The 23,315-nt window shown below is 71.9% G+C and carries 22 protein-coding genes and 1 riboswitch; of the genes, 11 read left to right on the forward strand and 11 right to left on the reverse strand.

What is annotated here, in order from left to right; all coding sequences use genetic code 11:
• Positions 1–427 precede the first annotated feature (427 nt).
• Both OP86_RS14260 and OP86_RS14265 read right to left on the reverse strand, forming a co-directional pair.
• Complete coding sequence (locus tag OP86_RS14260) at positions 428–1,375, reverse strand: enhanced serine sensitivity protein SseB C-terminal domain-containing protein (protein WP_167344207.1); 948 nt, start codon at positions 1,373–1,375, stop codon at positions 428–430.
• Between the two features lie 116 nt (positions 1,376–1,491).
• Positions 1,492–2,295 carry an enhanced serine sensitivity protein SseB C-terminal domain-containing protein gene (locus OP86_RS14265; protein WP_030255018.1) on the reverse strand — a complete coding sequence of 268 codons (804 nt, stop codon included), beginning with the start codon at positions 2,293–2,295 and terminating at the stop codon, positions 1,492–1,494.
• Between the two features lie 204 nt (positions 2,296–2,499).
• A riboswitch (glycine riboswitch) is annotated at positions 2,500–2,603 on the forward strand.
• Positions 2,604–2,832: 229 nt separating this feature from the next.
• Here OP86_RS14265 and gcvT point away from each other — a divergent pair.
• The 7 genes from gcvT (at position 2,833) to OP86_RS33560 (ending at position 10,778) form a co-directional block, all read left to right on the forward strand.
• Positions 2,833–3,954 carry a glycine cleavage system aminomethyltransferase GcvT gene (gcvT, locus tag OP86_RS14270; RefSeq protein WP_030057439.1) on the forward strand — a complete coding sequence of 374 codons (1,122 nt, stop codon included), beginning with the start codon at positions 2,833–2,835 and terminating at the stop codon, positions 3,952–3,954.
• A 100-nt stretch (positions 3,955–4,054) separates the two neighbouring features.
• Positions 4,055–4,429, forward strand: a complete 375-nt coding sequence (gcvH, locus tag OP86_RS14275) for a glycine cleavage system protein GcvH (protein ID WP_030057440.1) — start codon at positions 4,055–4,057, stop codon at positions 4,427–4,429.
• 83 nt (positions 4,430–4,512) lie between these two features.
• Positions 4,513–5,781, forward strand: a complete 1,269-nt coding sequence (gene glyA, locus OP86_RS14280) for a serine hydroxymethyltransferase (protein ID WP_030255015.1) — start codon at positions 4,513–4,515, stop codon at positions 5,779–5,781.
• 136 nt (positions 5,782–5,917) lie between these two features.
• Positions 5,918–7,285 carry an L-serine ammonia-lyase gene (locus OP86_RS14285; RefSeq protein ID WP_030057443.1) on the forward strand — a complete coding sequence of 456 codons (1,368 nt, stop codon included), beginning with the start codon at positions 5,918–5,920 and terminating at the stop codon, positions 7,283–7,285.
• Positions 7,286–7,410: 125 nt separating this feature from the next.
• A complete protein-coding gene (locus tag OP86_RS38045) occupies positions 7,411–9,198 on the forward strand; it encodes a hypothetical protein (RefSeq protein ID WP_063832372.1) in 1,788 nt (595 codons plus the stop codon).
• A 42-nt stretch (positions 9,199–9,240) separates the two neighbouring features.
• A complete protein-coding gene (locus tag OP86_RS14295) occupies positions 9,241–9,786 on the forward strand; it encodes a hypothetical protein (RefSeq protein ID WP_030255007.1) in 546 nt (181 codons plus the stop codon).
• An 80-nt stretch (positions 9,787–9,866) separates the two neighbouring features.
• Positions 9,867–10,778, forward strand: a complete 912-nt coding sequence (locus OP86_RS33560; RefSeq protein ID WP_157849738.1) for a hypothetical protein — start codon at positions 9,867–9,869, stop codon at positions 10,776–10,778.
• Between the two features lie 41 nt (positions 10,779–10,819).
• Here the strand turns inward: OP86_RS33560 and OP86_RS14305 are convergent, their stop codons facing one another.
• Together OP86_RS14305 and OP86_RS14310 are read right to left on the reverse strand one after the other, a co-directional pair.
• The gene (locus tag OP86_RS14305; RefSeq protein WP_063832373.1) at positions 10,820–12,367 is read right to left on the reverse strand and encodes an MDR family MFS transporter; all 1,548 of its coding nucleotides are present in this window, start codon (positions 12,365–12,367) and stop codon (positions 10,820–10,822) included.
• 20 nt (positions 12,368–12,387) lie between these two features.
• The gene (locus OP86_RS14310) at positions 12,388–12,990 is read right to left on the reverse strand and encodes an NADPH-dependent FMN reductase (RefSeq protein WP_030057447.1); all 603 of its coding nucleotides are present in this window, start codon (positions 12,988–12,990) and stop codon (positions 12,388–12,390) included.
• 154 nt (positions 12,991–13,144) lie between these two features.
• Here OP86_RS14310 and OP86_RS14315 point away from each other — a divergent pair, with 154 nt between their 5' ends.
• Positions 13,145–13,900 (forward strand): TetR/AcrR family transcriptional regulator, encoded by a 756-nt coding sequence (locus tag OP86_RS14315; RefSeq protein WP_030057448.1) that lies wholly within the window; start codon positions 13,145–13,147, stop codon positions 13,898–13,900.
• 50 nt (positions 13,901–13,950) lie between these two features.
• Here the strand turns inward: OP86_RS14315 and OP86_RS14320 are convergent, their stop codons facing one another.
• From OP86_RS14320 to OP86_RS14330, 3 genes are all read right to left on the reverse strand, one after another.
• Complete coding sequence (locus OP86_RS14320) at positions 13,951–14,874, reverse strand: EamA family transporter (protein WP_106973413.1); 924 nt, start codon at positions 14,872–14,874, stop codon at positions 13,951–13,953.
• 338 nt (positions 14,875–15,212) lie between these two features.
• Positions 15,213–15,464 carry a type II toxin-antitoxin system Phd/YefM family antitoxin gene (locus OP86_RS14325; RefSeq protein WP_030057450.1) on the reverse strand — a complete coding sequence of 84 codons (252 nt, stop codon included), beginning with the start codon at positions 15,462–15,464 and terminating at the stop codon, positions 15,213–15,215.
• Positions 15,455–15,910 (reverse strand): ATP-binding protein, encoded by a 456-nt coding sequence (locus OP86_RS14330; protein ID WP_030057451.1) that lies wholly within the window; start codon positions 15,908–15,910, stop codon positions 15,455–15,457. The genes OP86_RS14325 and OP86_RS14330 overlap by 10 nt, the downstream gene beginning before the upstream one ends.
• A 162-nt stretch (positions 15,911–16,072) precedes the next feature.
• On the opposite strand from OP86_RS14330, the gene OP86_RS14335 reads away from it, so the two are divergent.
• The 3 genes from OP86_RS14335 (at position 16,073) to OP86_RS14345 (ending at position 18,116) form a co-directional block, all read left to right on the forward strand.
• Positions 16,073–16,879 carry a helix-turn-helix domain-containing protein gene (locus tag OP86_RS14335; RefSeq protein ID WP_030057452.1) on the forward strand — a complete coding sequence of 269 codons (807 nt, stop codon included), beginning with the start codon at positions 16,073–16,075 and terminating at the stop codon, positions 16,877–16,879.
• On the forward strand, positions 16,876–17,076 hold the full coding sequence (locus OP86_RS14340; protein ID WP_030057453.1) for a DUF397 domain-containing protein: 201 nt from the start codon (positions 16,876–16,878) through the stop codon (positions 17,074–17,076). The genes OP86_RS14335 and OP86_RS14340 overlap by 4 nt, the downstream gene beginning before the upstream one ends.
• Before the next feature lie 185 nt (positions 17,077–17,261).
• Positions 17,262–18,116 carry a hypothetical protein gene (locus OP86_RS14345; RefSeq protein WP_030057454.1) on the forward strand — a complete coding sequence of 285 codons (855 nt, stop codon included), beginning with the start codon at positions 17,262–17,264 and terminating at the stop codon, positions 18,114–18,116.
• A gap of 274 nt (positions 18,117–18,390) precedes the next feature.
• Here OP86_RS14345 and OP86_RS14350 read toward each other — a convergent pair whose 3' ends face one another.
• From OP86_RS14350 to OP86_RS14365, 4 genes are all read right to left on the reverse strand, one after another.
• Entirely contained in the window at positions 18,391–18,807 is a 417-nt protein-coding gene (locus tag OP86_RS14350; RefSeq protein ID WP_051830080.1) for an ATP-binding protein, read from the reverse strand.
• 279 nt (positions 18,808–19,086) lie between these two features.
• Positions 19,087–20,331, reverse strand: a complete 1,245-nt coding sequence (locus OP86_RS14355) for a L,D-transpeptidase (protein ID WP_030254989.1) — start codon at positions 20,329–20,331, stop codon at positions 19,087–19,089.
• A 185-nt stretch (positions 20,332–20,516) separates the two neighbouring features.
• Positions 20,517–21,776 (reverse strand): L,D-transpeptidase, encoded by a 1,260-nt coding sequence (locus tag OP86_RS14360; RefSeq protein WP_078588393.1) that lies wholly within the window; start codon positions 21,774–21,776, stop codon positions 20,517–20,519.
• Positions 21,777–21,955: 179 nt separating this feature from the next.
• Positions 21,956–23,185: a L,D-transpeptidase gene (locus OP86_RS14365; protein ID WP_030057458.1), complete on the reverse strand. Its 1,230-nt coding sequence runs from the start codon at positions 23,183–23,185 to the stop codon at positions 21,956–21,958.
• Between the last annotated feature and the right edge of the window lie 130 nt (positions 23,186–23,315).

Consider the following 23,315-nt stretch of genomic DNA (forward strand, 5'->3'; position numbering starts at 1 on the left):
GGGTGCCGGTCGCCGGCTTCGGCGGTGCGGCTGCGGACGTGCGAAAGGTTCTTAGGAGGAGCGGGTGTTCACGGCAGTGCGTCGTGCACGGACACTGCCACCACGCGGGATGGGCTTCGCGTGGACGGGCTGTCGGCGTGCGCGTTCACCCTTGTGGGGTGCAAGAACGCGCGATGCGTTGCGCAGAACTCTCTGCCATCCGAACTGGCTTGCGCCAGCCCTGACAACCGAGAGATGCCCAACTGTGATCTGCAGGCATGCACCTCCCCGACCTCCGGCATATCCCTCTTCACACGGCTGTAACAGCCATGTCAAGATGATCGGGTACGCGAACCGAACAATTCGTCCGGAAAGCAACGAAGCCGACTTGACGGGTGGTCAAGTCGGCTTCTCGGTAAAGATTTCGGCAAAAAATGGTATTGGGCGGTCAGCGCCCGGGGTAGCCGGGCCACGGCGCCTGCGGCTGCTGCTGCCAGCCCTGCGCGGGCGGCTGCGTCCCGTACGACCACCCCGGTGCGGGCTGCCCCGGTGCGGGCTGCCCCGGCACCGACGGGTACGGGGGCGGCGGCACCGGCGGGTACGGGCCGGTCGCCGGGCGGCCCGCCTCCCGGTCGAAGAACGGGCGCGAGTTGGCGCGCATCCACAGCGCCACCGGGTCGTACTCGTCCGACATCGCCACCGTGGACACCGCGAGCCCCTCCGGGGCCACCGCGATCGCCCGCTGCATCAGCGCGCGCACCGCCTCCACCGCCGGCGGCGAACTCTCGTACAGGTCCAGGCCGATCGCCAGGTACGGCTCCCCCACCGCCGGCTGCACCCAGGCCCGGCGCAGCGCCCGGACCGCCCGCACCTCCCCGGCCTGCCGCTCCAGCAGCGCGAAGAACTGCTGGGCGTCGATCTGCGGCTCGCTCAGCTTCAACGGACCGGCCGGCAGCCGGTCCAGGCCCGCGGCGATCCGCCGCAGGTCCGCCCAGGGCACGCCGACGCCGCCGCCGGGCGCGTGCGGGTTGAGCCACAGGCCCCAGCGGGTGCGGTACAGCGACGCGGCGATCTCCCGGCCGGAGATGACCTCGTGGGCCCGCGCCCAGCCGGAGGCGGCCAGCTGCTCGGGCGAGGTGACGGCCGGCGCGTAGCCGTGGCCGCTGATCTCCATGTTCCCGTACTGCGCGTCCGGACTGCCCGGGGTGCCGTGCCAGAGCAGCATCCAGACCCGGCCGTCCGCCAGCGCGTGCAGCAGCCGCTCGTACGCGTCGTAGCGCTCCGGCGCGACCTCGCGCAGGGCCTGCTCCAACGCGCCCGGATCCGCTCCCGGGCGCCCGGCCGGTGCCTGGCCCCAGGGCCCCGGCACCCCGCCCGCTCCCGTTCCCGCACTCATGCGCCCACCTCGCCGCGCCTCTTTCCTCGAACCCGCCGGCCCGTCGGCCGTCTGCACGCACCCTATGGCGCGGCACCGGCCACCGCCACGGCGACGTGCCTACGAACGAACCCCGCTCACACCCGCGTGTAGAACGGCATGACCTGGGTGAGCAGCCACTCGACCACCGGGTCCTCGGCGAGGTCGAGCAGTACGAGGTGGACGCCGCCCGGCAGCGGCGCGGTTCCCAGCGCCCGGCCGAGCGCCTCGTTCACCGCGCCCGGGTCGGCCGGGGCCGCCGGATCCAACTGGACGCCCACGAACATCACCGTCGGCTCGCCCTCGATGCTGGCCAGCGCCCTGCGGGCGGTCAACACCCCGGGCAGGGCACTGAGTTCGGCCCGGCAGGCGGCCAGGAAGTGCTCCGGGTCCTCGCCCGGCACCGGCTCGCGCAGCGCCACCCGGCCGCCGCTCGGCGCCGCCGGGTCCTCGGCGCCCTCCCAGCGGTCCTCGCGCGGCCCGCGGCGCAGCTCGGCCACGCCCTGCGGGGGCACCGGGATGCCCACCGCCGCCTCCGGGTTCACCGCGATGCCCACGCCCAGCGGCAGCCCGCGGGCGAACTCCCAGGCCGGCGCGATCGCGAAGGCCATCCCCGGGGCCTGCTGCAGGAACACCTCCTGCGAGGAGAACACCGGCACGTACGGGTCGCCGGCCAGCTCGATGGTCGGCAGGTCCAGCGACTGCCCCTGCGGGTCGGCCCCGGCCGGCAGCGGCACCCACACCTGGCTGCGGGCCAGCACCTCGATCACCCTCGGCGTCGCGCCCGGGTCGCCCAGGGCCGCGGTCAGCACCTGCTCCAGCTCGTTGGCCGGCCACGTGCCGCCCGCCGGCGCCCCCTCCGGACCGCCCCATCCCTGCTGCTGCTCCACCGGGTATCCCATGCGCCGCCGATTCCGCCCTCTGCCGGTCGGCCGCCCTCTGCGCCGACGCGCAGCAGTCTAGGGGTTTCGGGGGCCCTCCCCAGGGCTGCTGTTCGGTACCGCCCCGTGTGACCGGGTCCCCTCTCCCCTCCTCGCCACGGACGTGCCATGATGTGCGCGTCCGACGGCATGCGCCGCGGGCCCCACAACTCCACACCGGCCGCTCGAACCCGCGCGGGAGAGCCCGGAGTGCCGCCCGACGGCACAGCCGGCGCCGAAGGAGCAAGTCCTCCCCGGAATCTCTCAGGCCCCCCTACCGCACGGGTTAGGCACATCTGGAAAGCGGCGCACGACCGTGTCGCGCGCCCACCCACGGTGCAAGCCGCCCTGCCGTCCCCGATGCTGGAAACAGCTGCGGGCCGCTGGGCGGTGAAGCTCTCAGGTTCGACGACAGATGGGGAGACCCACGCCGCCGCATGCCCGCGCGCGGGGTCGGCCCCGAGCGGGTCCGGTCCGGCGCGTGCACCCCTGAGTGCCCCGACCGAGGAGTTCCTGGCCATGTCGTCCCTCCGCCTGACCGCGCTCGACGCGCTGCACCGCGCCCTCGGCGCGACCATGACCGACTTCGCGGGCTGGGACATGCCGCTGCGCTACGGGAGCGAGCGCGAGGAGCACCTCGCCGTCCGCACCAAGGCCGGTCTGTTCGACCTCTCGCACATGGGCGAGATCACCGTCACCGGCCCGCAGGCCGGCGAGATGCTGGACCACGCGCTGGTCGGCTTCGTCTCCGCGCTGGGCGTACTGCGCGCCCGCTACACCATGATCTGCGCCGAGGACGGCGGCATCCTGGACGACCTGATCGTCTACCGCCTGCGCGAGGACGCCTTCCTGGTCGTCGCCAACGCCTCCAACGCCCAGCTGGTCCTCGACGAGCTGATCGCCCGCGCCAAGGGCTACGACGCCGTCGTCACCGACGACCGCGACACCTACGCGCTGATCGCCGTCCAGGGCCCGGAGTCCACCGCGATCCTGGCCGGGACCACCGACGCCGACCTGCCCGGCCTGAAGTACTACGCGATCCTCCCGGCCCGGGTGGCCGGCCGCGAGGTGCTGCTCGCCCGCACCGGCTACACCGGCGAGGACGGCTTCGAGATCTTCTGCCACCCGGTCGACGCCGAGGCGATCTGGCAGGCGCTGACCGCCGAGGGCGAGGGCCGCGGCCTGATCCCGTGCGGTCTGTCCTGCCGCGACACGCTGCGCCTGGAGGCGGGCATGCCGCTGTACGGGCACGAGCTGTCCACCGACCTCACCCCGTTCGACGCGGGCCTGGGCCGGGTCGTCCGCTTCGACAAGACCACCAACGACGGCGCCTTCGTCGGCCGCAAGGCGCTGGAGCAGGCCGCCGCCGCGGCCGAGACCAACCCGCCCAAGGTGCTGGTCGGCCTGGTCTCCGAGGGCAAGCGCGTCCCGCGCGCCGAGTACACCGTGGTCTCCACCGACGGCGCCCCGATCGGCCGGATCACCTCGGGCGCGCCCTCCCCGACGCTGGGCCGGCCGATCGCGATGGCGTACGTGGACGCGGCGCACGCCACCCCCGGCACCACCGTCGCGGTGGACGTGCGCGGCAAGCACGAGCCGGTCGAGGTCGTGGCGCTGCCGTTCTACAAGCGCGCCCGCTGACCGCCCTCCGGCACCCGGTTTTCCCCATACCCGCACGTCGAAGCCGTCCTCGCGGCGGCCCGCTTCGCCGTACCCGCTTCCCATCCTGGAGAATGACGCCATGAGCAACCCCCAGCACCTGCAGTACACCAAGGAGCACGAGTGGCTGACGGCCGCCGAGGACGGTGTCTCCACGGTCGGCATCACCAAGCACGCCGCCGACGCGCTCGGTGACATCGTCTACGTGCAGCTGCCCGAGGTCGGCGACACCGTGACTGCCGGCGAGACCTGTGGCGAGCTGGAGTCCACCAAGTCGGTCAGCGACCTGTACTCCCCGGTGACCGGCGAGGTCACCGAGATCAACCAGGACGTCCTGGACGACAACGGCCTGGTCAACAGCGCCCCGTTCGAGGGCGGCTGGCTGTTCAAGGTGCGCGTGGAGTCCACCGACGAGCTGCTCAGCGCGGACGAGTACACCGCCCTCATCGGCGGCTGAGACCCTGACCGGGGCGGCCGTCGCGCGGCGGTCGCCCCCCAGCCCCGCGGCCCCCTTTCCTCCTCCACCGGGAAGAACACACCATGACGGTTCTCAACCAGTCCCTGCACGCCCTCGACCCGGAGATCGCCGCCGCGGTCGACGCCGAGCTGCACCGCCAGCAGACCACCCTGGAGATGATCGCCTCCGAGAACTTCGCCCCGGTGGCGGTCATGGAGGCCCAGGGCTCGGTGCTCACCAACAAGTACGCGGAGGGCTACCCCGGCCGCCGCTACTACGGCGGCTGCGAGCACGTCGACGTGGTCGAGCAGATCGCGATCGACCGCATCAAGGCCCTGTTCGGCGCCGAGCACGCCAACGTCCAGCCGCACTCCGGCGCGCAGGCCAACGCCGCCGCGATGTTCGCGCTGATCCAGCCGGGTGACACCATCCTGGGCCTGAGCCTGGCCCACGGCGGTCACCTGACCCACGGCATGAAGATCAACTTCTCCGGCAAGCTCTACAACGTGGCCGCGTACCACGTCGACGAGAAGACCGGCCTGGTCGACATGGCCGAGGTCGAGCGCCTCGCCAAGGAGCACCAGCCGAAGCTGATCATCGCCGGGTGGTCGGCCTACCCGCGCCAGCTGGACTTCGCCGAGTTCCGCCGGATCGCCGACGAGGTCGGCGCGCTGCTCATGGTGGACATGGCGCACTTCGCCGGCCTGGTGGCCGCCGGGCTGCACCCGAACCCGGTGCCCTACGCGGACGTGGTCACCACCACCACCCACAAGACCCTGGGCGGCCCGCGCGGCGGCGTCATCCTGTCCAAGGCCGAGTTCGCCAAGAAGATCAACTCCGCGGTCTTCCCCGGCCAGCAGGGCGGCCCGCTGGAGCACGTGATCGCCGGCAAGGCCGTCGCCTTCAAGGTCGCGGCCTCGGAGGAGTTCAAGGAGCGCCAGCAGCGCACCCTGGACGGCGCCCGGATCCTCGCCGAGCGCCTGCTGCAGGCCGACGTCGCCGAGGCCGGCGCGTCCGTGCTCTCCGGCGGCACCGACGTCCACCTCGTCCTGGTCGACCTGCGCAACAGCGAGCTCGACGGCCAGCAGGCCGAGGACCGCCTGCACGAGGTCGGCATCACCGTCAACCGCAACGCCATCCCGAACGACCCGCGCCCGCCGATGGTCACCTCGGGCCTGCGCATCGGCACCCCGGCCCTGGCCACCCGCGGCTTCCAGGCCGAGGACTTCCGCGAGGTCGCCGACATCATCGCCGAGGCGCTCAAGCCCGCCTTCGACGAGACCGTCGCCGCCTCGCTGAAGGCCCGCGTCACCGCGCTCGCCGAGAAGTACCCGCTCTACCCGAACCTCTAGTTCGGCCACGGGTGACCGGCCTCACTCCGGCCGGGCGCCTGTCACTCCGGGGCACCGCGCACACTGGACAGTGCGCGCGGTGCCCCGTTCCGTGCACCGCCCTGTCCTTCCACGAGACCAGACAAGGACGTCCTCCGTGGCCATCAGTGTCTTCGACCTCTTCTCCATCGGCATCGGCCCGTCGAGCTCCCACACCGTGGGCCCGATGCGCGCCGCCCGGATGTTCGCCCGCCGACTGCGGTCCGAAGGCCTGCTGGCCCAGGTCACCGGTGTGCGCGCCGAGCTGTACGGCTCACTGGGCGCCACCGGCCACGGCCACGGCACCCCTAAGGCCGTCCTGCTCGGCCTGGAGAACAACTCGCCCCGCACCGTCGACGTCGACCGGGCCGACAAGGACGTCGATCGGATCACCGCCGAGAAGCGGCTCAACCTGCTCGGCGAGCACCCCATCGACTTCGACCCCGACACCCAGCTCGTCCTGCACCGGCGCCGCTCGCTGCCGTACCACGCCAACGGCATGACCCTCTGGGCGTACGCGGCGGACGGCTCGACCCTGCTGGAGAAGACCTACTACTCGGTCGGCGGCGGCTTCGTCGTGGACGAGGACGCGATCGGCGCGGACCGGGTCAAGCCCGACGACACCGTGCTGAAGTACCCCTTCCGCACCGGCGACGAGCTGCTCCGGCTCAGCCGGGAGACCGGGCTGTCCATCTCCGGCCTGATGCTGGAGAACGAGAAGGCCTGGCGCAGCGAGGAGGAGATCCGCACCGGGCTGCTGGAGATCTGGTCCGTGATGCAGGAGTGCGTGCGGGCCGGGATGACCCGCGAGGGCATCCTGCCGGGCGGCCTCAAGGTCCGCCGCCGGGCCGCCGCGGCCGCGCGGACGCTGCGCGCCGAGGGGATCGGCCCGGCCAACGCGATGGAGTGGGTGACCCTCTACGCGATGGCGGTCAACGAGGAGAACGCCTCCGGCCGCCGGGTGGTCACCGCGCCGACCAACGGCGCCGCGGGGATCATCCCGGCCGTGCTGCACTACTACCTGAACTTCATCCCGGGCGCCGACGACGAGGGCATCGTCCGCTTCCTGCTCGCGGCCGGCGCCATCGGCATGCTGTTCAAGGAGAACGCCTCCATCTCCGGCGCCGAGGTCGGCTGCCAGGGCGAGGTCGGCTCCGCCTGCTCGATGGCCGCGGGCGGCCTCGCCGAGGTCCTCGGCGGCACCCCCGAGCAGGTCGAGAACGCCGCCGAGATCGGCATCGAGCACAACCTCGGCCTCACCTGCGACCCGGTCGGCGGCCTGGTCCAGATCCCCTGCATCGAGCGCAACGGCATGGCGTCGGTCAAGGCCGTCACCGCGGCCCGGATGGCGCTGCGCGGCGACGGACGGCACCACGTCTCGCTGGACAAGGCGATCAAGACGATGAAGGAGACCGGCGCCGACATGAAGATCAAGTACAAGGAGACCTCGCGCGGCGGCCTCGCCGTGAACGTCATCGAGTGCTGATCAGCGGCCCCTGGCCCCCGGGCGGAGTTCTGCTCCGTCCGGGGGCTTTCGCATTTCCACTGGCCGACGGCCAGTCAACCGGGCCATAATCTCGGCGAGTTGGTTCATCCCAGAGGGGGAGGCGGATGACCGTCCGGCCCGGGCCCGTACGGCCCGCCGAGCAACCCGTTCCACCCGCACCGTCCTTACCGCCCGACGGGCCGCCCGGCGAGCCGCCGCCGGTGTCGCCGTACGCGAAGTCCGAGGCCACCCGGCTGCTCTGCGCCGGGGTGCACCTCGACCCGGACTTCCGCCGGCGGGTCATCGCCGAACTGGTCGAGCACGACGAGCGCTCCGTCCCGCCGTCCCTGGGCTTCGACCTGGTCACCGTCCTGGCGCACGCCCTCCGGGCCCGGGCGCTGGAGATCCGCACCGGCGCGGTGCTCGCCGCGATCTGGGCGGCCTTCTTCTGCGCCGTCTGCTGGCCGCTGTTCCAGCACCCGCCGAGCAGCAGCTACTGGAAGTCCTACGGGCAGGGGCTGAGCAGCGGGTACTACGGCGACTCGTACGGCCAGGAGTCGGCGTCCGACAGCGTGCTCGGCACGCTCTCCCACTTCCTGACGCCGTACCTCGCGAACTTCGCCGTCCTGTACGCCCTGGTCACCCTGGTGTCCTGGTTCGCCAAGCCCGCCGAGGACCGGGCGCGCGCGCTGGCCGGCCCGGCCGGCTCGCAGTCCGCCGCCCGGAAGGCCGTCGGCGGCCTCCGCTCGGCCGTCCCCGTGATCACCCAGATCCTCTACTGGACCCTGGCGCTGCTCACCCTCGGCGACTCGGCCCCGTACGGCGTGCTGTTCCCGCTGCTGCTCGCGGCGACGGTGGGCGGGCACCGCCTGCTGATCGCCCAGACCGTCCGCAGGGAGCTGACCCGCGACGCCTTCCGGCGCCAGCCGCCCCGCCCGCTGCCCGACCGGCCGCGCTACCGGGCGCTGCACGCGGCCATCGCCACCGAGCAGTACTCGCAGCTCGTCGTCTACGACCCGGCCGACCCCTTCCTCGGCTCCGGGATCCCGCACCGCCCCTGGTCGTTCGCCCTGGAGCTGAAGCGCCGCAAGACCGGGCCGGTGGCGCCCGAGGGGAGCCTCACCGCCCGGGCCGTCCTCGAACGGGTCCTCCCGCTGCTGGCGGACCTGCGGCAGGCCTCCGCCGACACCAGCCTCGACCGGCTGAAGGACATCGAGATCGACCACCTCGTCTACCTGCCGTACGGGCCCGCCCGCGGCGACGTCCCGCGCGAGCCGGAGGAGGTCGCCCGGCACGTCGCCGAGGCGGTGGACGAGGGCGGCGAGCAGCGCCGGTACTTCCTGCGCGTGCGGGTCGGCGCCTGGGACGAGCAGGTGGTCCTGACCGTCCAGCTGCGCGTGCACACCCAGGGGAACCTGCTGGTGCTGGAGGTCGTCCCGCACGTGCTCGGGCCGGTCCGGCGCGACTACGAGCTGCGCGCCGACGCGATCGCCCAGTGGGGCACCCGGCTGCAGCTCGGGCGCCCGGCGGTGTCCGCGTTCACCGCCGGGCCGGCCGCGCTGCGCTCGCTGCTGCACCCGGGCGGCCCGGCCGGCGGTGCGGCGGAGAGCACGCTGGTGGAGGCCGCGCGCCCGGTCGTCTCGCTGCGCGAACTCGTCGCCTCCTCGACCGTCTCGCTCTTCCAGGAGCTGGACGCCAGCCGGTACCTGAAGACGATCGAGGAACGGATCATCGACGGCGTGCGCGTGGCGCTGGAGCAGATGGGGTACGAGACCGGCCGCTTCGAGCAGACCGTGGTGCAGGTGATGGAGGGCGGGATCCACATCGGCTCGATGAGCGGCGGGGCCGTCGCCACCAACGGCGGCACCGCGTCTGCGGGGGTCACGCCACCGGCCGGCGGGCAGCCGTCGTAGCGTCGCGGATTCACAAGCGTGTCTCGGGAGTTGGGATCAGGGATGAGCGAGGAGCAGAACGTGCGGCACGACGAGGAGAGCACTCCGCCGGCCCCCGCGAGCGGCGGGGTGTCGATCGGCGCGATGACGGGCGGGGCCGTCGCCTCGGGCCGCGGCGCCCGCGCGGAGGACCGCTCGCAGCGGGCCGGGGAGCCCGGACCTCTGCCGGACGTGAGCGGGCTGAGGGTGCCCGCCCCGGCGCCCGGCGGGGTCTCGATCGGCACGATGACCGGCGGGGCCGTCGCCTCCGGGGAGGACGCGACGGCCGTCGACGCCTCGACCCGCCTCACCCCCTCGGCCCGCGAACTGCTGGAGGCCATGGGGCAGTTGAGGGGTCAGCTGCCGATGTTCACCCGGGCCGAGGGCAACGGCGTGGCCGAGGTGGAGCAGGAGCTGGACGCCGTCGGCACGGCCCTCGAACAGACCGGCACCGCCCCGCGCACCCGCCTGGAAGCGCTTCGCGACCTCCTCCGGCGCTCGACCACGGTGGTCTCCGGGCTCGCCTCGGCGCTGGCGGTCGTGCAGGCGATCGAGCAGTTCCTGGGCTGAGCGGGCGTCGCGGAACGGGCATCGCGGAAACAGGCATCGCGGAAACGGGCATCGGGGACGACGGGGGAGCGGGAACGGCAGTGGCAGGCACGTACTGGGACAAGGACAGCCAGCAGTGGGTGGCCCGGCCACCGGCGGGCGAGGCAGCCCCGCCACCGCCTCCGGTGGATCCCCCCGTCACACCCGCGCGCCCGACCTCGCCCCCGCCACCGCCGGTCGGCCCACCGGCACCGCCGGCCGAGCCACCGCTGATCACCCCGCCGCGCGACCCCGGGCCGCAGAGCCCGCCGCCCACCGGGAAGCGGCCGCCCCGGCGGCTGCTGGTGGCCGCCCTGGCCGGCGCCCTCATCGGGGTGCTCGCGGGCGGCGGCGGGTACCTGCTGACCCGACACCGGGACGGAGCCGAGCCGACGGGCACGACGACCCTCACCGGCGCACCCCCGGTCACGGCCTCCGGCTCCCCCTCCCGCACGCCGTCCGCCACCTCCACCCCCATCACTCCGCCCCCGACGCCCACCCCGACCCCGACGCCGACCGGGCCGCACCTCGCCCCGGTCCAGGACCCGAGCGGCTTCACCCTCGTCGTCCCGGACGGCTGGCAGCGACGGAACGACGGCCACTCCACCTTCTACGAGCCCCCGGACAAGCTCAGCCTGGTCCAGGTGTACGCGATGGACGCCAACGCCCCGTACGACCAGGCCGTCGCCACCGACTCCGCCCTGGCCGGCGACGCGACGAGGTTCCCGGGCTACCACCGCATCCGCCTGGAGCGGACGGCCGGCGGCGGCGCGGAGCTGGAGTACGCCTACAACCACTCCTCCGGCACCGTCCGACGAGCGGTCGACCACATCGTCAACGGCCCGAACGGCACCGCCTACGCCGTCATCGTGGCCGGCCCCGAGGGCGACTGGCCCACCGGGCTCCAGGCCCTCCGGGAGGCGGAGCTCACCGGCTTCTGCTTCGCCGCCCAGTGCCCGGCCGCCGCCGGCTGACCCCGGCCCGCCGCGCCTGACCCACGCACCGCCCGCCGGGGCTACGCCGCGCCCGCGCCCGTACGCACAGCGGCCTCGCCGCCGGCCGGCTCCGGTGCGGCTTCCGGCTGGGGGCGGGCCAGGCAGGCCACCGCGGTGGCCACCGCCGCCAGCACCACGCCGCCCGCCACCGCGCCGTGCAGTCCCGAGGTCACCGCCGTGCCGAAGGCGTCGCGCACGGGGGCGGGCAGGCCCGCGAGGGTGGCCGGGGTGAGATGGCCGCCGCCGGTGAGGGAGGCGGCTTGCGCCGGGCCGAGGCGGTCGGCGAGCGAGCCGGCGAGGCGGGCCGTGTAGACCGCGCCGAGGCCGGCCATGCCGAGGGAGCCGCCGATGCTGCGGAGCAGGGTGACCACGCCCATCCCGGCGCCCATGTCCCGGCGGGGGACGGCGCCCATCGAGGTCAGCAGGGTGCTCTGCATCAGCAGGCCGATGCCGATCCCGGCGACGGCGGTGAGCCCGGAGGCCAGCGCGACCGGGGTGTCGGTGCCGAGGAGCAGCAGCAGAGCGGCTCCGAGCAGGGCCAGCGCGCCGCCCAGCAGCGGGTAGCGCCGCTCGCCGCCCGGTCGGCTCATCAGCCGGCCGGTCGCCAGCTGGGTGCCCATCATGCCGAGCATCAGCGGCAGCAGGAGCAGGCCGCCGGCGGTGGGCGAGGTGCCCTGGACGAACTGCAGGTACTGCGGCAGGTAGCCGATCAGGGCGAGCATCACCGCGCCGGTGAGGAAGCCGAGCACCTGGGCCACCGTGAAATTGCGGCTGCGGAACAGCGCGGGCGGGACGAGTGGTCCGGGAGCGCGCCGTTCGACCCGGGTGAACCAGGCGAGTGCGACCACCGCCACCGCCGCCGTCCCGAGGATCCGGGGCGACGTCCAGGCGTACGTGGTGCCGCCCCAGCTGCCGACCAGGGTGAGCGCGAGGATGCCGGTGGTCAGCAGGGCGACCCCGGCCCAGTCGAAGGGCGCCCGCACCCGCTCGGTCCGCAGCCGCACCCCGGCCCCCACCGCGAGCAGCGCGAACAGCCCGATCGGCAGGTTGACGTAGAAGGCCCAGCGCCAGCTGAACCGGTCGGTGAGGAAGCCGCCGAGCAGCGGCCCGCCGACGAAGGCGATCGGCATCAGTACGCCGATCACCGACTGCACCCGCCCCCGGTCGGAGGCCGGGACGAGCACCCCGATCACCGAGAGGGCGCCGACCATCAGCCCGCCCGCGCCGACCCCCTGCAGGGCCCGGAAGGCGATCAACTGGCCCATGTCCTGCGCCAGTCCGGCCGCCATCGAGCCGGCCAGGAACAGCACCACCGCCCACTGGTAGGCGCCCTTGCGCCCGTACAGGTCGCCGAGCCTGCCCCAGAGCGGGGTGGCGGCGGCGGAGGTGAGCAGGTAGGCGGTGACCGCCCAGGACAGGTGTTCCAGTCCGCCGAGGTCGCCGACGATGGTCGGCAGCGCGGTGCCGATGATCTGGCCGTCGAGGGCCGAGAGGAAGATGCCGAGCATCAGTCCGATCACGCCGAGCAGCGGCGGCTTGGCCGGCTCCCCGGCCGGTTCCGTGGTCATGTCCTCCACCTCTTCCGGGGTCAGGCCGCGAACGGGCGGGTCTGCCGGGCGTCGCGCAGGGCCAGCGCCCACCAGGCGAGTTGGTCGAGCATGGTCTTGGCGGCGTCGGCGGCCGGGTCGAGGGCCTTGCCGTCGGCGTCGAAGCACTGGGCGGCGCCGTGGAAGCTGACCGTGTTGCGGATCGTCACCGCGTTCAGTTCGGCCATGACCACCCGCAGTTGTTCGACGGCCCGCAGGCCGCCGGAGAGGCCGCCGTAGGAGACGAAGGCGACCGGCTTGCCGTGCCACTGCTGGTTGTGCCAGTCGATGGCGTTCTTCAGCGGGGCCGGGAAGCTGTGGTTGTACTCGGGCGTGACGAACACGAACGCATCGGCGGCCTCCAGCCGGGGTGCCACGGCGGTCAGCAACTCGACGTCCCCCGGGGGCAGTTCGCCGCCGAAGGAGGGGAAGGTGGTCGGCAGCGGGGTCTGCGCCAGGTCGACCAGGTCGGCGGTCATGTCGCCGCGCCCGTCGAGGTGGCCGAGCAGCCAGTCGGCGACGACCGGGCCGAACCGGCCGGTGCGGGTGCTGCCGAGGATGACCGCGACCTTCAGGTTCTGCTCCGTGGACGTGTCCGTGGACATGGGATCCCCCTCCGGGACGTGCGGGACGCCGCCGCTGTGTACGGCGTATCTGCCAGATACAACGTACACATCGAGGTGTACGGCGTCCACTGCCGATACGCCGTACACGCGGAGTGGTACGGTGGGCCCACCCCAGTCGGAAGGAGCCCGCCCCATGCCCGCCCAGCAGGCCCGCGCCGGAGACGCCCCCGCGGACGGCGACGACAAGGCCCAGCTCTCACTCTGGGAGCGCCTCGCCCGCCCCGCCCCCGCGCCCCGCACCACGCTCACCCCGCAGCGGATCGCCGAGGCGGCGGTCGCCATCGCCGACACCGAGGGCCTGGACGCGGTCACCATGCGCCGCCTGGCCGGCGCGCTCGGCGTCGCCCCGATGGCCGCCTACCGGTACGTCTCCGGCAAGGACGAACTCATCGAGCTGATGGTCGACTTCGTGTACGGCCTGCTCCCCCTGGACGAACCCGCCGACGGCTGGCGGGCAGCCATGCGCTCCCTGGCCGTACACCTGCGGGCGATGAACCTGGCCCACCCCTGGACCGTCCGGGCGGCCACCGCGGGCGCCCTCAGCCCCAACCAACTCGCCGTCCCCGAGCACGCGTTCGCGGTCCTGTCCGAGCACGGCCTGGACGCCGACACCACCATGGCGGTGTTCCGCACCGTCACCGGCTACGTCCACGGCTCGGTCGCCGCCGAAGTCGCCCTGGAAACCATGCGCCGCGAGCACGGCTGGTCCGACGGCGACCAGACCCGGGCCGGCCTCGCCCCCCGGATGAGCTGGCTGATGAGCACCGGCCGCTACCCCAGCTACCAGCGCTACCTGGGCGAGGCCACCCGCAAGGACGACCCGGACTGGCAGTTCCAGACCGGCCTCGACTGCGTCCTGGACGGCATCGCCGCCCACTTCTCCATCTGACCAGCACGCGCGGGAAGTCGGCCGGGCCGACTTCCCGCGCGGTCATGCGTCTACCGCCGAGCGGGCAGCGCCAGGAACGCCAGCCCGCAGGCCAGCACCGCCAGCCCGCACCAGGAGACGGCGGGCAGCCGCTCCCCCAGCGCCGCGACACCCAGCACGGCGGCGACGGCCGGTTCGGCGAGCGTCAGCGTGGTGGCCGTCTGAGCGGTGGTGTGCCGCAGGCCGTGGCCGAACAGGCGGTACGCGAGGAAGGTGGTGATCACCGCGAGGTGCAGCACCACGCCCGTGCCGCGCGCCGAGGCCAGCCACTCCAGGTCACCGGCGAGCAGCACCGGCAGGACGATCAGCGCCCCGCCGCCGAACATCGCCCCCATCACCCCGCCCGAGGGGTGTCCGCCCGCGATCAGCCGCCCGCCGATCAGCGAGTACACGGCGTACGAGAGCCCCGAGAGCGCCGCCAGCAGCACCCCGGCCGGGTCCACCGCCGCGCCACCACCGGCGAGTTCGGGCCCCAGCACCAGCACGGCACAGCCGAGCACGGCCAGCGCCGTCGCCCCGGCCCACCGCCCGCTCGGCCGCCCCTGCCGGGCGAGCCACCCGAGCAGGCCGGTGAACACCGGCGCACTGCCCAGCGCGATCACCGTCGCCACCGCAACGCCCGTACGGCTCACCGCCGGGTAGAAGGTCACCGGATACCCGGCCACCGCGACCGCACCGGCCGCCAGCAGCAAGCGTTCACGCGCCCCGCACCGCCGGGGCAGCGCCCAGGCGGTGCGGTCGGTGAGGAACAACAGCAGCCCGCCGAGGACCAGCCCGGCGGCACCGATCCCCGCCGCCGGGGCGCCCCCGGGGGCCAGCGAACTGGCCGTCCCGGTGGTGCCCCAGAGCACGGCGGCGATCAGGATCGGCAGCGCGCCGCCGCGCGAGCGGGCGCGGCGGGGAGCCGAGGGAATGGCGTGGGCAGGCGAAGACAAACGATTCGGCACAGTGGTGAACTTCCGTCGTCGAAGACCGTCAGAGGAGGTTTCGAGAACGGGCGCACGCCATCAGCCCACGGCGACCTCACCAGGCCGAGCCGGGACGAAGGGGATCAAGCCACCGACGCGCGCGCCCGATCAGGCGCTGAGCGGCGGCAGCACGACGTGCCAGTACAGGTTCACGCCCCCGATGCTACCCGGGCGGGAAACGGTGCTGCGTGGGAAGTCGGCCAGGCCGACTTCCCACGCAGCACCTCAACCTGAGACGCCGAGCGTGATCGCTTGGACGCCGGGAAGGTCCGAGAATCCGGCGGAAGCGTCAGTGGTGTCGAGAATCAGTCGGCGGGCCACTCAGCCACCCTGTCGTTGAGCATGGCGCGAGCGGACGCCACATCCGCCGCGAAGTCCTCATCCGGCCCGAATCGCCGGAGAACGTCATTCAGCGCGGCTCCGTTACCCGAGGGGGCCGGCCCGATCACGGCAATGCGCCGACCGCCTCGGGTGACGATGATCGTCTCACCGTGCTCTGCCGAGTCCAGCACGGCGGCGAAGCTTCTCGAAGCCTCTGTTGCAGTCATCAGCCGCATGGAATCAGATGATCTGAGACAGGCCCCGCCGGCGAGGGGAGGGCGAGTTCGCACCAGGTGGTCTTGCCGATGTAGCCCTCGCCGCGCGGGTGGGCGCCCCAGGAGGTGGCGAGGGAGGCGACGAGTTCGAGGCCCCGGCCGGACTCGTCCTCGGCGGCGGCGTGGCGCATGGTCGGGAGTTCGGCGTTCGCGTCCGAGACCTCGATGCGGAGCAGGGTGCTCGTGGGGAGGAGAACGCGGACACCGATCATCCGGCCCCGCGGGGAGCAGGCGTGGCGGCAGGCGTTGGTGACGAGCTCGCTGAGGAGGATCAGGCCAGTCTCGGCGGAGTCGATCGGCATCTCCCACTGGAAGGCCTGCCGGATGAAGCGGACACGGGCGCGGCCGGCGCTGCGGGGGAGGCAGGGGAACATCCACTCGACGACATCGACGGGCTGAGTGAGCATCAGAGTCCTTGGGGGGTGTACGGACGGCGTCACTCACAAGAGCTGAGTTCGGCCATTTCACCCTTCAAGAGTCGGCAGACGGGCATAGCCTCAGCAGTAACACGACAGGTACAGCGAGAGCTTGAACCGCCCTGTGACCAGGGCAGGGAGGGGCACCGGGCGATGAGCACGCCGAAGGAGAACCCGATGTCGTGGAAGTACTGCGGCGATCAGCTCAAGCGGTGGCGCACTCGCGCGGGCGTAACCCGGGAGAAGCTGGCCCAGGCGGCCTGCTACGACATCGAGAGCGTGCGGTCGATGGAGGCGGGGAGGAGGAGGCCGTCGCTCAAGTTGCTTCAGGTGGCGGATGAGTTGTGCGACGCGAAGGGGATGCTGCTGGGGGCCGTGGACTTCCTGAAGCCGGAGAAGTTCCCCTCCTTCTCGCAGGACTTCATGAAATATGAGCCCGAGGCAACCGTCTTGAGCTCATACGAGAACCAGCTCGTCCCTGGCTTGCTTCAGACCGAGGCCACTGTCCGCTCCCTGCTGAACGCACACTGGCCGCCACTCGACGACGACACCCTGGAAGAACGAGTTGCGGGCCGATTGGATCGGCAGGCGATCCTGAGCAAGCAGACAAAGTCGTTCAGCTTCCTCATCGATGAGTTCGCTCTCCTCCGTCGGGTTGGCACCGCTTCAGAACACAAGGAGCAGTTGAACCGCCTCCTTGAAGCAGGCAAGCCCAGACACATCGACATTCAGGTAGTACCTGCCAGGTGTCTACATCCGGGCGTCAATGGCGCATTCGTCCTGCTAGAGACTGCCGATCATGAGCGCCTTGCCTACGAGGAAGGCCAGTCCATGGGCTTGCTGTCCGCCGACCCGGAGAAGGTGAATCTGCTATGGCAGCGCCATGCGATGATCCTCCGGCAGGCCCTCAGCCCCGAGGAGTCGGCTAGTTTCATCAACAAGTTGGCGGAGGAGCTATGAGCACCAACCTGGCCTGGGTGAAGTCCAGCCACAGCGGCACAGAGGGCGGGAACTGCATCGAAGTTGCCCCCTCCCCCTCCGCCATCCACGTCCGGGACTCCAAGGACAAGACCGGCCCGACCCTCACCTTCTCCCCCTCCGCCTGGTCCGCCTTCGTCGCCCTCGCTGCCGAAGCTCAAGTCGCCGAGTCCGAGTGATCCCTTAGTGGAATGGGTGGGTAACCACCTTCCAACCACCCTCGCACGCAGCAGATATGACTAATCGTCACGACTTCACCACGGCCGGTCGCGCCGTGTAGCGTGCGCATCAACGAACAACCCCCGCCGGTGCTCCAACACCGAACGGGGGTCTGACCATCACGATCGACGAAGGACTCGATCCTGTGGCTACCCACGACTCTACCGTCCCCATGGCCTCGCCCGGCTACGGCAAGCAGAGCGCCCCGGGGCAACTTCCTCCGGCTGCCGACGACTTCACGCACCTCCCGGTCCGCGAGGCGTACCTCGCCAGCCTGATCAACAACCTCCCCGACGGCGCCGCGATGGACGTCAAGACCCTCGCCGCCTACCAGCCCCTCTTCGGGCAGATGGCCGTCCGTACGGCCCTCAACAGGCTCTCCACCGCTGGTCACCTGCGCCGCGTCCGCGAGCGCGTGAACGCCGACCGGCCCCAGTGGGTGTTCCGCACCTACTTCTCCCGGACGCCTCGCAGCGACGCCTGGTGGAATCACTTCATCGCCACCGGCGACAGCCCGAAGGAGTCAACGGACGCCGCACCCGACCCCCCGGAAGAGCGACGCGCCTCCCCCGCCTACACCGCCCTCGCCGGCCTCGGCGTCGCGGACGCCCGGCTCGCTCTATCCGCCGCCGACTGCGCCGCCCTCGAACCGCTCGCCGCCGAGTGGCTGGATCGGGGCACCACCCTCGCCCTCTTCACCGCCGCGCTCACCGCGAACCTTCCGCCCGACGTTCACAGCCCGGCGGGCTTCACCCGGCGCCGCCTGATCGACAAGCTGCCGCCGGAACGCCCCCACCCCCAGCCCGCCCGCATCGTCGAGTGCACCGACTGCCGCACCCCCTGCCGCCCCGAGGCCCTCCTCGGCGGCCTCTGCCGGGCCTGCCGCTCCCCCGGCGGCATCAACCGCAGCGCACCGCCCTCGCCCCGCCTCTCCCCCGCCGCCGTCCACCGCCACGCGGCCCGCATCCGCCAGGCCCTGAGCACAGCGCCGCGATCATGAATATTCACAGGCAGCAGCGTTAACCTATGCAAAATCCAAAGGTGAACTAAGTTACAAACCTTGGATTCCCAGTCGCCCGGTTTGCCCACATGCTGAGATTCGTGCAATAGTCAAGGCATCGAACTTCGGCGGGCCCGACCTGGCACTGCCGACGCCCATCGCGCGGCACGCACCCCCTTGGCCGACGCGATGACTTGCAGGGGCCCCCATCCGCCGGACCACGGCGACCTCGGGGGCCCTGCGTGTTTTCCCCACAGAGACGTCAGTAGAGACGTCAGTGCCGCTCGCGCACCTTGAGCTCGAACCAGACCCCCTTGCCGCGCGGCAGCAGATCCGCACCCCAGCGGTCGGCGAGGTCGTCGACGACCTTCAGCCCCCGCCCCCGCTCGTTCACCGGCTTCGTCTCCGCGAGGATCATGCAGGGCAGCGCCCGCGACGAGTCCCGCACCTCGACCCGCAGCCAGCCCGGCTTGCGGCTCACCTGCAGACCGATGGTGCGCCCGGCGGCGTGCCGCACCGCGTTGGACACCAGCTCGCTGGTGAGTAACTCCCCGGCCTCCAGGTGCTGGTGGAGGTCCCAGGACTCCAGGACGGACAGCACCAGCCGCCGGGCCACCGGGCCCGACTCCGGCCGGGAGGGCAGCCGCACCTCGCTCGGCGAGGACTGATCGCACAGCCTGCCGGAATACATCTCCTCAAGCTCCTCGGAACTGAGCCGCTCCAGCGCCGAGAGCGCTTCCCGGACGTCGACCCAGGACGTCGCGGCGACCGTGCCGGCCCCGGGAACTGATGACTGATCTGTTTCGCCCCAACCCGCCATGCGGACCATCATTGCGGAACGCAAGCAGCCGCGTACGGACAATGAACAAACGATCTCGCCCGAGTCGGCATATGCCGGATGCAAGGACAGTCAACCCGGGCGACGTGACCGTCAAACCCGGGTTGACCAGAACGCGTTGCTACCAGGTGCTTACCAGGAGCCCCACGGCACGTTCCAGCCGCTGAGGCCGTTGTCCGGCGCCAGGGTCTCCTTCTTGATCGAGTTCTTGACGATCACCACGTCCCCGACGATCGAGCCGCCGTAGAACTTGCCCATCGTGGTGGAGTCGCCGCCGCCCTCGACGTCCTTGAGGCCGACGCAGCCGTGGCTGACGTTGTCGCCGCCGAAGATGCTGTTCTTGGCCCACCAGTTGCCGTGCACGTACGTGCCGGAGGTGGTGAGGCGCATCGAGTGCGGCACCTGGAGGTCGTAGGGCGCGCCGGTCATGCCGGGCAGGGTGCTGGACTGCATCCGCACCGTGCCCTCCTTGGACATGATGACCATGGTGCCGTTCCAGGTGGGGTGGTCGTCCGAGCCGGAGGTGATGTCGATCTCGGAGTTCTGGCCGTCCCCGCGCGCGACGGTCATCGTGTGCGCGGCGGCGTCAACCGTCGAGATCTGGGATCGCCCGATCGTGAAGGGCTCGTCCCGGTCCCCGCCGTACACCCCGGGGGCGATCTCCACGCTCTTGAGGCGGTAGTGCACAACCACCTTGGTGTCGGGCGCCCAGTACTGCTCCGGGCGGAAGTCCAGCCGGCGGTCGCCGAACCAGTGGCCCTTCACCGCGGTGCCGTTGCTGGTCTCGAAGGTGATGCCCTTCGCGACCTGGTCCTTGTTCTTGACGTCCTTGCTGAACTCCACCGAGACGATCATGCCGACGCCGTACGTGGCGTCGTTGTCCACGTTGTCGGAGGCCTTGGCGAGCGCCGTCGGGGTCAGCGTGGTGAAGTTGCTGTCCGCCTGGGCGACCGCGCCGTCCGCGTCCGCGGCCATCGCGCTGACCTGGTAGGCGGTGCCCACCGCCAGGGCGGCCGACGGCGTCCAGGAGGAGCCGTCGGCGGAGATCGTGCCGGGGACCTCCTTGCCGGTCTTGTCGCTCACCTTCACCGTGGTGAGCTTGCCGCCGGTCGCACCGACCTTGATCGCGTTCGGTGCCACGTCCACCGAGCCGGTCTTGGGCTCGATGCTCACCGCAGCCTTCGAGACCTTCGGCGCCGCGCTGGTGGGGGCCGCCGCGGGCTGCGAGCCGGCCGCGGGCTGGGAGGCGGCCGCGCCGGCCCCCAGGTCGGCCTTGGCCGCGCTACCGCCCCCGCCCCCGCCACCGCCACAGGCGGCCGTCAGCGTCATTGCCCCGCCGACCAGACCGACGGCCACCACTCTGCGTATCGACCTCAACGTCGATCCCCTTCCTCTGAACTCCCCGAACTCCCCGTGGACCCGGCCATCGGAAAGGTTGCGCCATGCACGGGGCTGCACGCCCCGGAAACCGGAGCGGCCCGACCCCAACGGGTGAGGATCGGACCGCTCGGCGAGAACTCACCGGAGTGCCCGGAGTACCCGGGCCAACCTCCGGGTAGGGCCTACCAGTTGGCCCAGCCCACGTTCCAGCCGCCGAGCCCGTTGGAGGGCGAGACGGTCTTCTCCTTGGTGTTCACGACCTTGATGACGTCGCCGACCATCGAGTCGTTGAAGAACTTGCCGGCGACCGAGGTGTCGCTGCCGCCCTTCACGTCCTGCATCGACACGCAGCCGTGGCTGGCGTTGCTCTTGCCGAACGGGCTGGCCCAGTAGTTGCCGTGCACGAAGGTGCCGGAGGTGGTCAGCCGCATCGCGTGCGGCACGTCCTGGATGTCGTACTCGCCGCCGAGACCGACGGTCTGCGAGTTCATCCGGGTGACCTTCTCCTTGGACATGACCACCATGGTCCCGCCCCAGGACGGCGTGGCGTCCGCGCCCAGGGTGACCGGCACGGTGGTGCTCTGACCGCCCCGCTCGATGGTCATCTGGTGCGACTTGGCGTCCGCGGTGGAGATCTGCGAGCGGCCGATGGTGAACGGCTCGTCCTTGTCCACGTCACCGTAGACGCCCGGGGCGACCTCGACGTTCTTCAGCCGGTACTTGATCGTCACCTTGGTGTCCGGCGCCCAGTACTGCTCCGGGCGGAAGTCCACCCGGGTGTCGCTGAACCAGTGGCCCTTCACGACGGTGCCGTTGCTGCTCTCGAAGGTGATGCCGTTGACGACGGCGTCCTTGTTCTTGACCGCCTTGTTGAACTCCACCGAGACGATCATGCCGACGCCGTAGGTGGCGCCGTCGCTGATGTTGTCGTTGGTGGAGATCTTCTTGTCCGGCGTCAGGGTGGTGAACGAGGTGGTGGACGCGGCCACCAGGCCCTCGGCGTCCTTGGCCTGCGCGTTCACCTTGTACGCCATGCCGACGGTGAGCGCCGCCGCGGGCTTCCAGCCGGTGCCGTCCGGGGTGATCGCCCCCTGGACCGGCTTCCCGTCCTTGTCGGTCACCTCGACCGCGCTCAGCTTGCCGTTGGAGACGGACACCACCAGCCCGGTCGGCTGGACGTTCTGGGCGCCGTCCTTCGGCTCGACGGCGATCACCGCGGCCGAGGTCTTCGGCGCCGCCGAACCGCCCGCGTCCGCCGGGGCCGACGCGCCCGCCGAACCCGCCGCACCGGCCGAGCCCGAACCGTCGGAACCACTGCCCTTGTCGTCGTTGCACGCCGCGGTGAGCAGCAGCACCCCGCCCATGACCACCGCCACCGCGCCCCTCCGCCCGTAGCGGCTGGTGGTGCGTATCGCGGCGCCGGCCGTCTTACCCGTCTTCACGGTTTCTCCCCTCCCGGTATCCACTCTGTTGACGCGTTGAGTGCCCCCATGAGTTGCACCGGGCGCCGATCTTTCGCGCCGGTCTGCGGACGCGTCGGAGCAGGATAACCGGGCCGTCTGAGCGGATCCTCAGGGGTGTCCGGGACGGAACCGGGCGAAGCCGGGGTGAACCGGGCGGCCTACCGCAGGGCGCTCCCCGCCACCCACTGCTCCCACGGCAGGTTCCAGCCGTTGAGCCCGTTCTGCGGCGGCACGAAGTCCCCGGCCGAGGCCGTCACCTCCAGCACGTCCCCCGGCACGGTGTGCTCGAACAGCCAGCCCGCCGGGGTGTCCTTGCTCGCCCCGCCCTTGTCGTCGGCCAGGCCGATGCAGCCGTGGCTGGTGTTGGCCCGGCCGAACACCCCGGGATCCGCCCAGTAGTTGCCGTGGATGAACGTGCCGGAGCCGGTCAGCCGCATCGCGTGCGGCACGTCCTTGATGTCGTACTCGTCGCCCATGCCCACGGTCTGCGAGTTCATCCGGGTCACCTTGTACCGCTCCGACACCACCATCACCCCCCGGTAGGTGGAGTGCTCGGGGCTGCCGCCGGAGACCTTCAGCACCCGCACCACCTTGCCGCCCCGGCCGGCCCGGACGGTCAGGGTGTGCGCATCCAGGTCCACGGTCGAGACCTGCGCCCGACCGACGGTGAACCGCACATCCCGGCTCTGGGTACCGAACTCACCGGGCGCACCCTGGACGTCCTTCAACCGCAGCGCCACCGTGACCTTCGTCCCGGCCGCCCAGTACTGCTGCGGACGGAAGTCCAACCGCTGGTTGCCGAACCAGTGCGCAGCCACCACCACCGGCGGATCGGCCCCGACCCGGACGGCCCGCTCCACCGCCGCCCGATCGGCGATCGGCCTGCTGAAGCGCAACGAGACCGGCATGCCCACCCCGACCGTGGACCCGTCCTCCGGCGTGAAGAAGGCGACGAAGGTGTGCGCCCGGGCCGCCGTCGAGAACGCCGAGTGCTGGGCCGCCCGCTGCCCCTGGCCGTCCTCCGCGACGGCGTCCAGCGTGAACGCGGTCCCCAGCGGCAACGCCCCGTCCGGCACCCACCCGGCACCGTCCGGCCCGATCGTCCCCGCCACCTCGGCCCCCTTGGCATCAGCCAACCGAACCGAGACCAACCGCCCCTGCGAAGCCGTCACCCGAACCGCACCCTCCGGCTGCACGTCCACCGCACCATCGGCCGGCACAACAGCAAGCACCGCCCGAGACGGCACGAAAGGCACAGCCGCCGCCCCCGACGCAGCCCCGTCCCCCGCCGGGCCGTCACCGCCACCGCCACCGCACCCCGTAAGGACGGCCAGACAGCAGGCCACCGCCGCCACCCCCCGTGCCCACACCCGTCCTCGGCGCCGCATCCCGGGGCCTCCCACTGTTCACGACCGACGCCCGGAACAACGACACCCGCCCACCACAGACACTGTCTCTTATACACATCTGACGCTGCCGACGAGCGATCTAGTGTAGATCTCGGTGGTCGCCGTATCA

The organism is Streptomyces novaecaesareae (assembly GCF_000716875.1).
Classification (GTDB): domain Bacteria; phylum Actinomycetota; class Actinomycetes; order Streptomycetales; family Streptomycetaceae; genus Kitasatospora; species Kitasatospora novaecaesareae.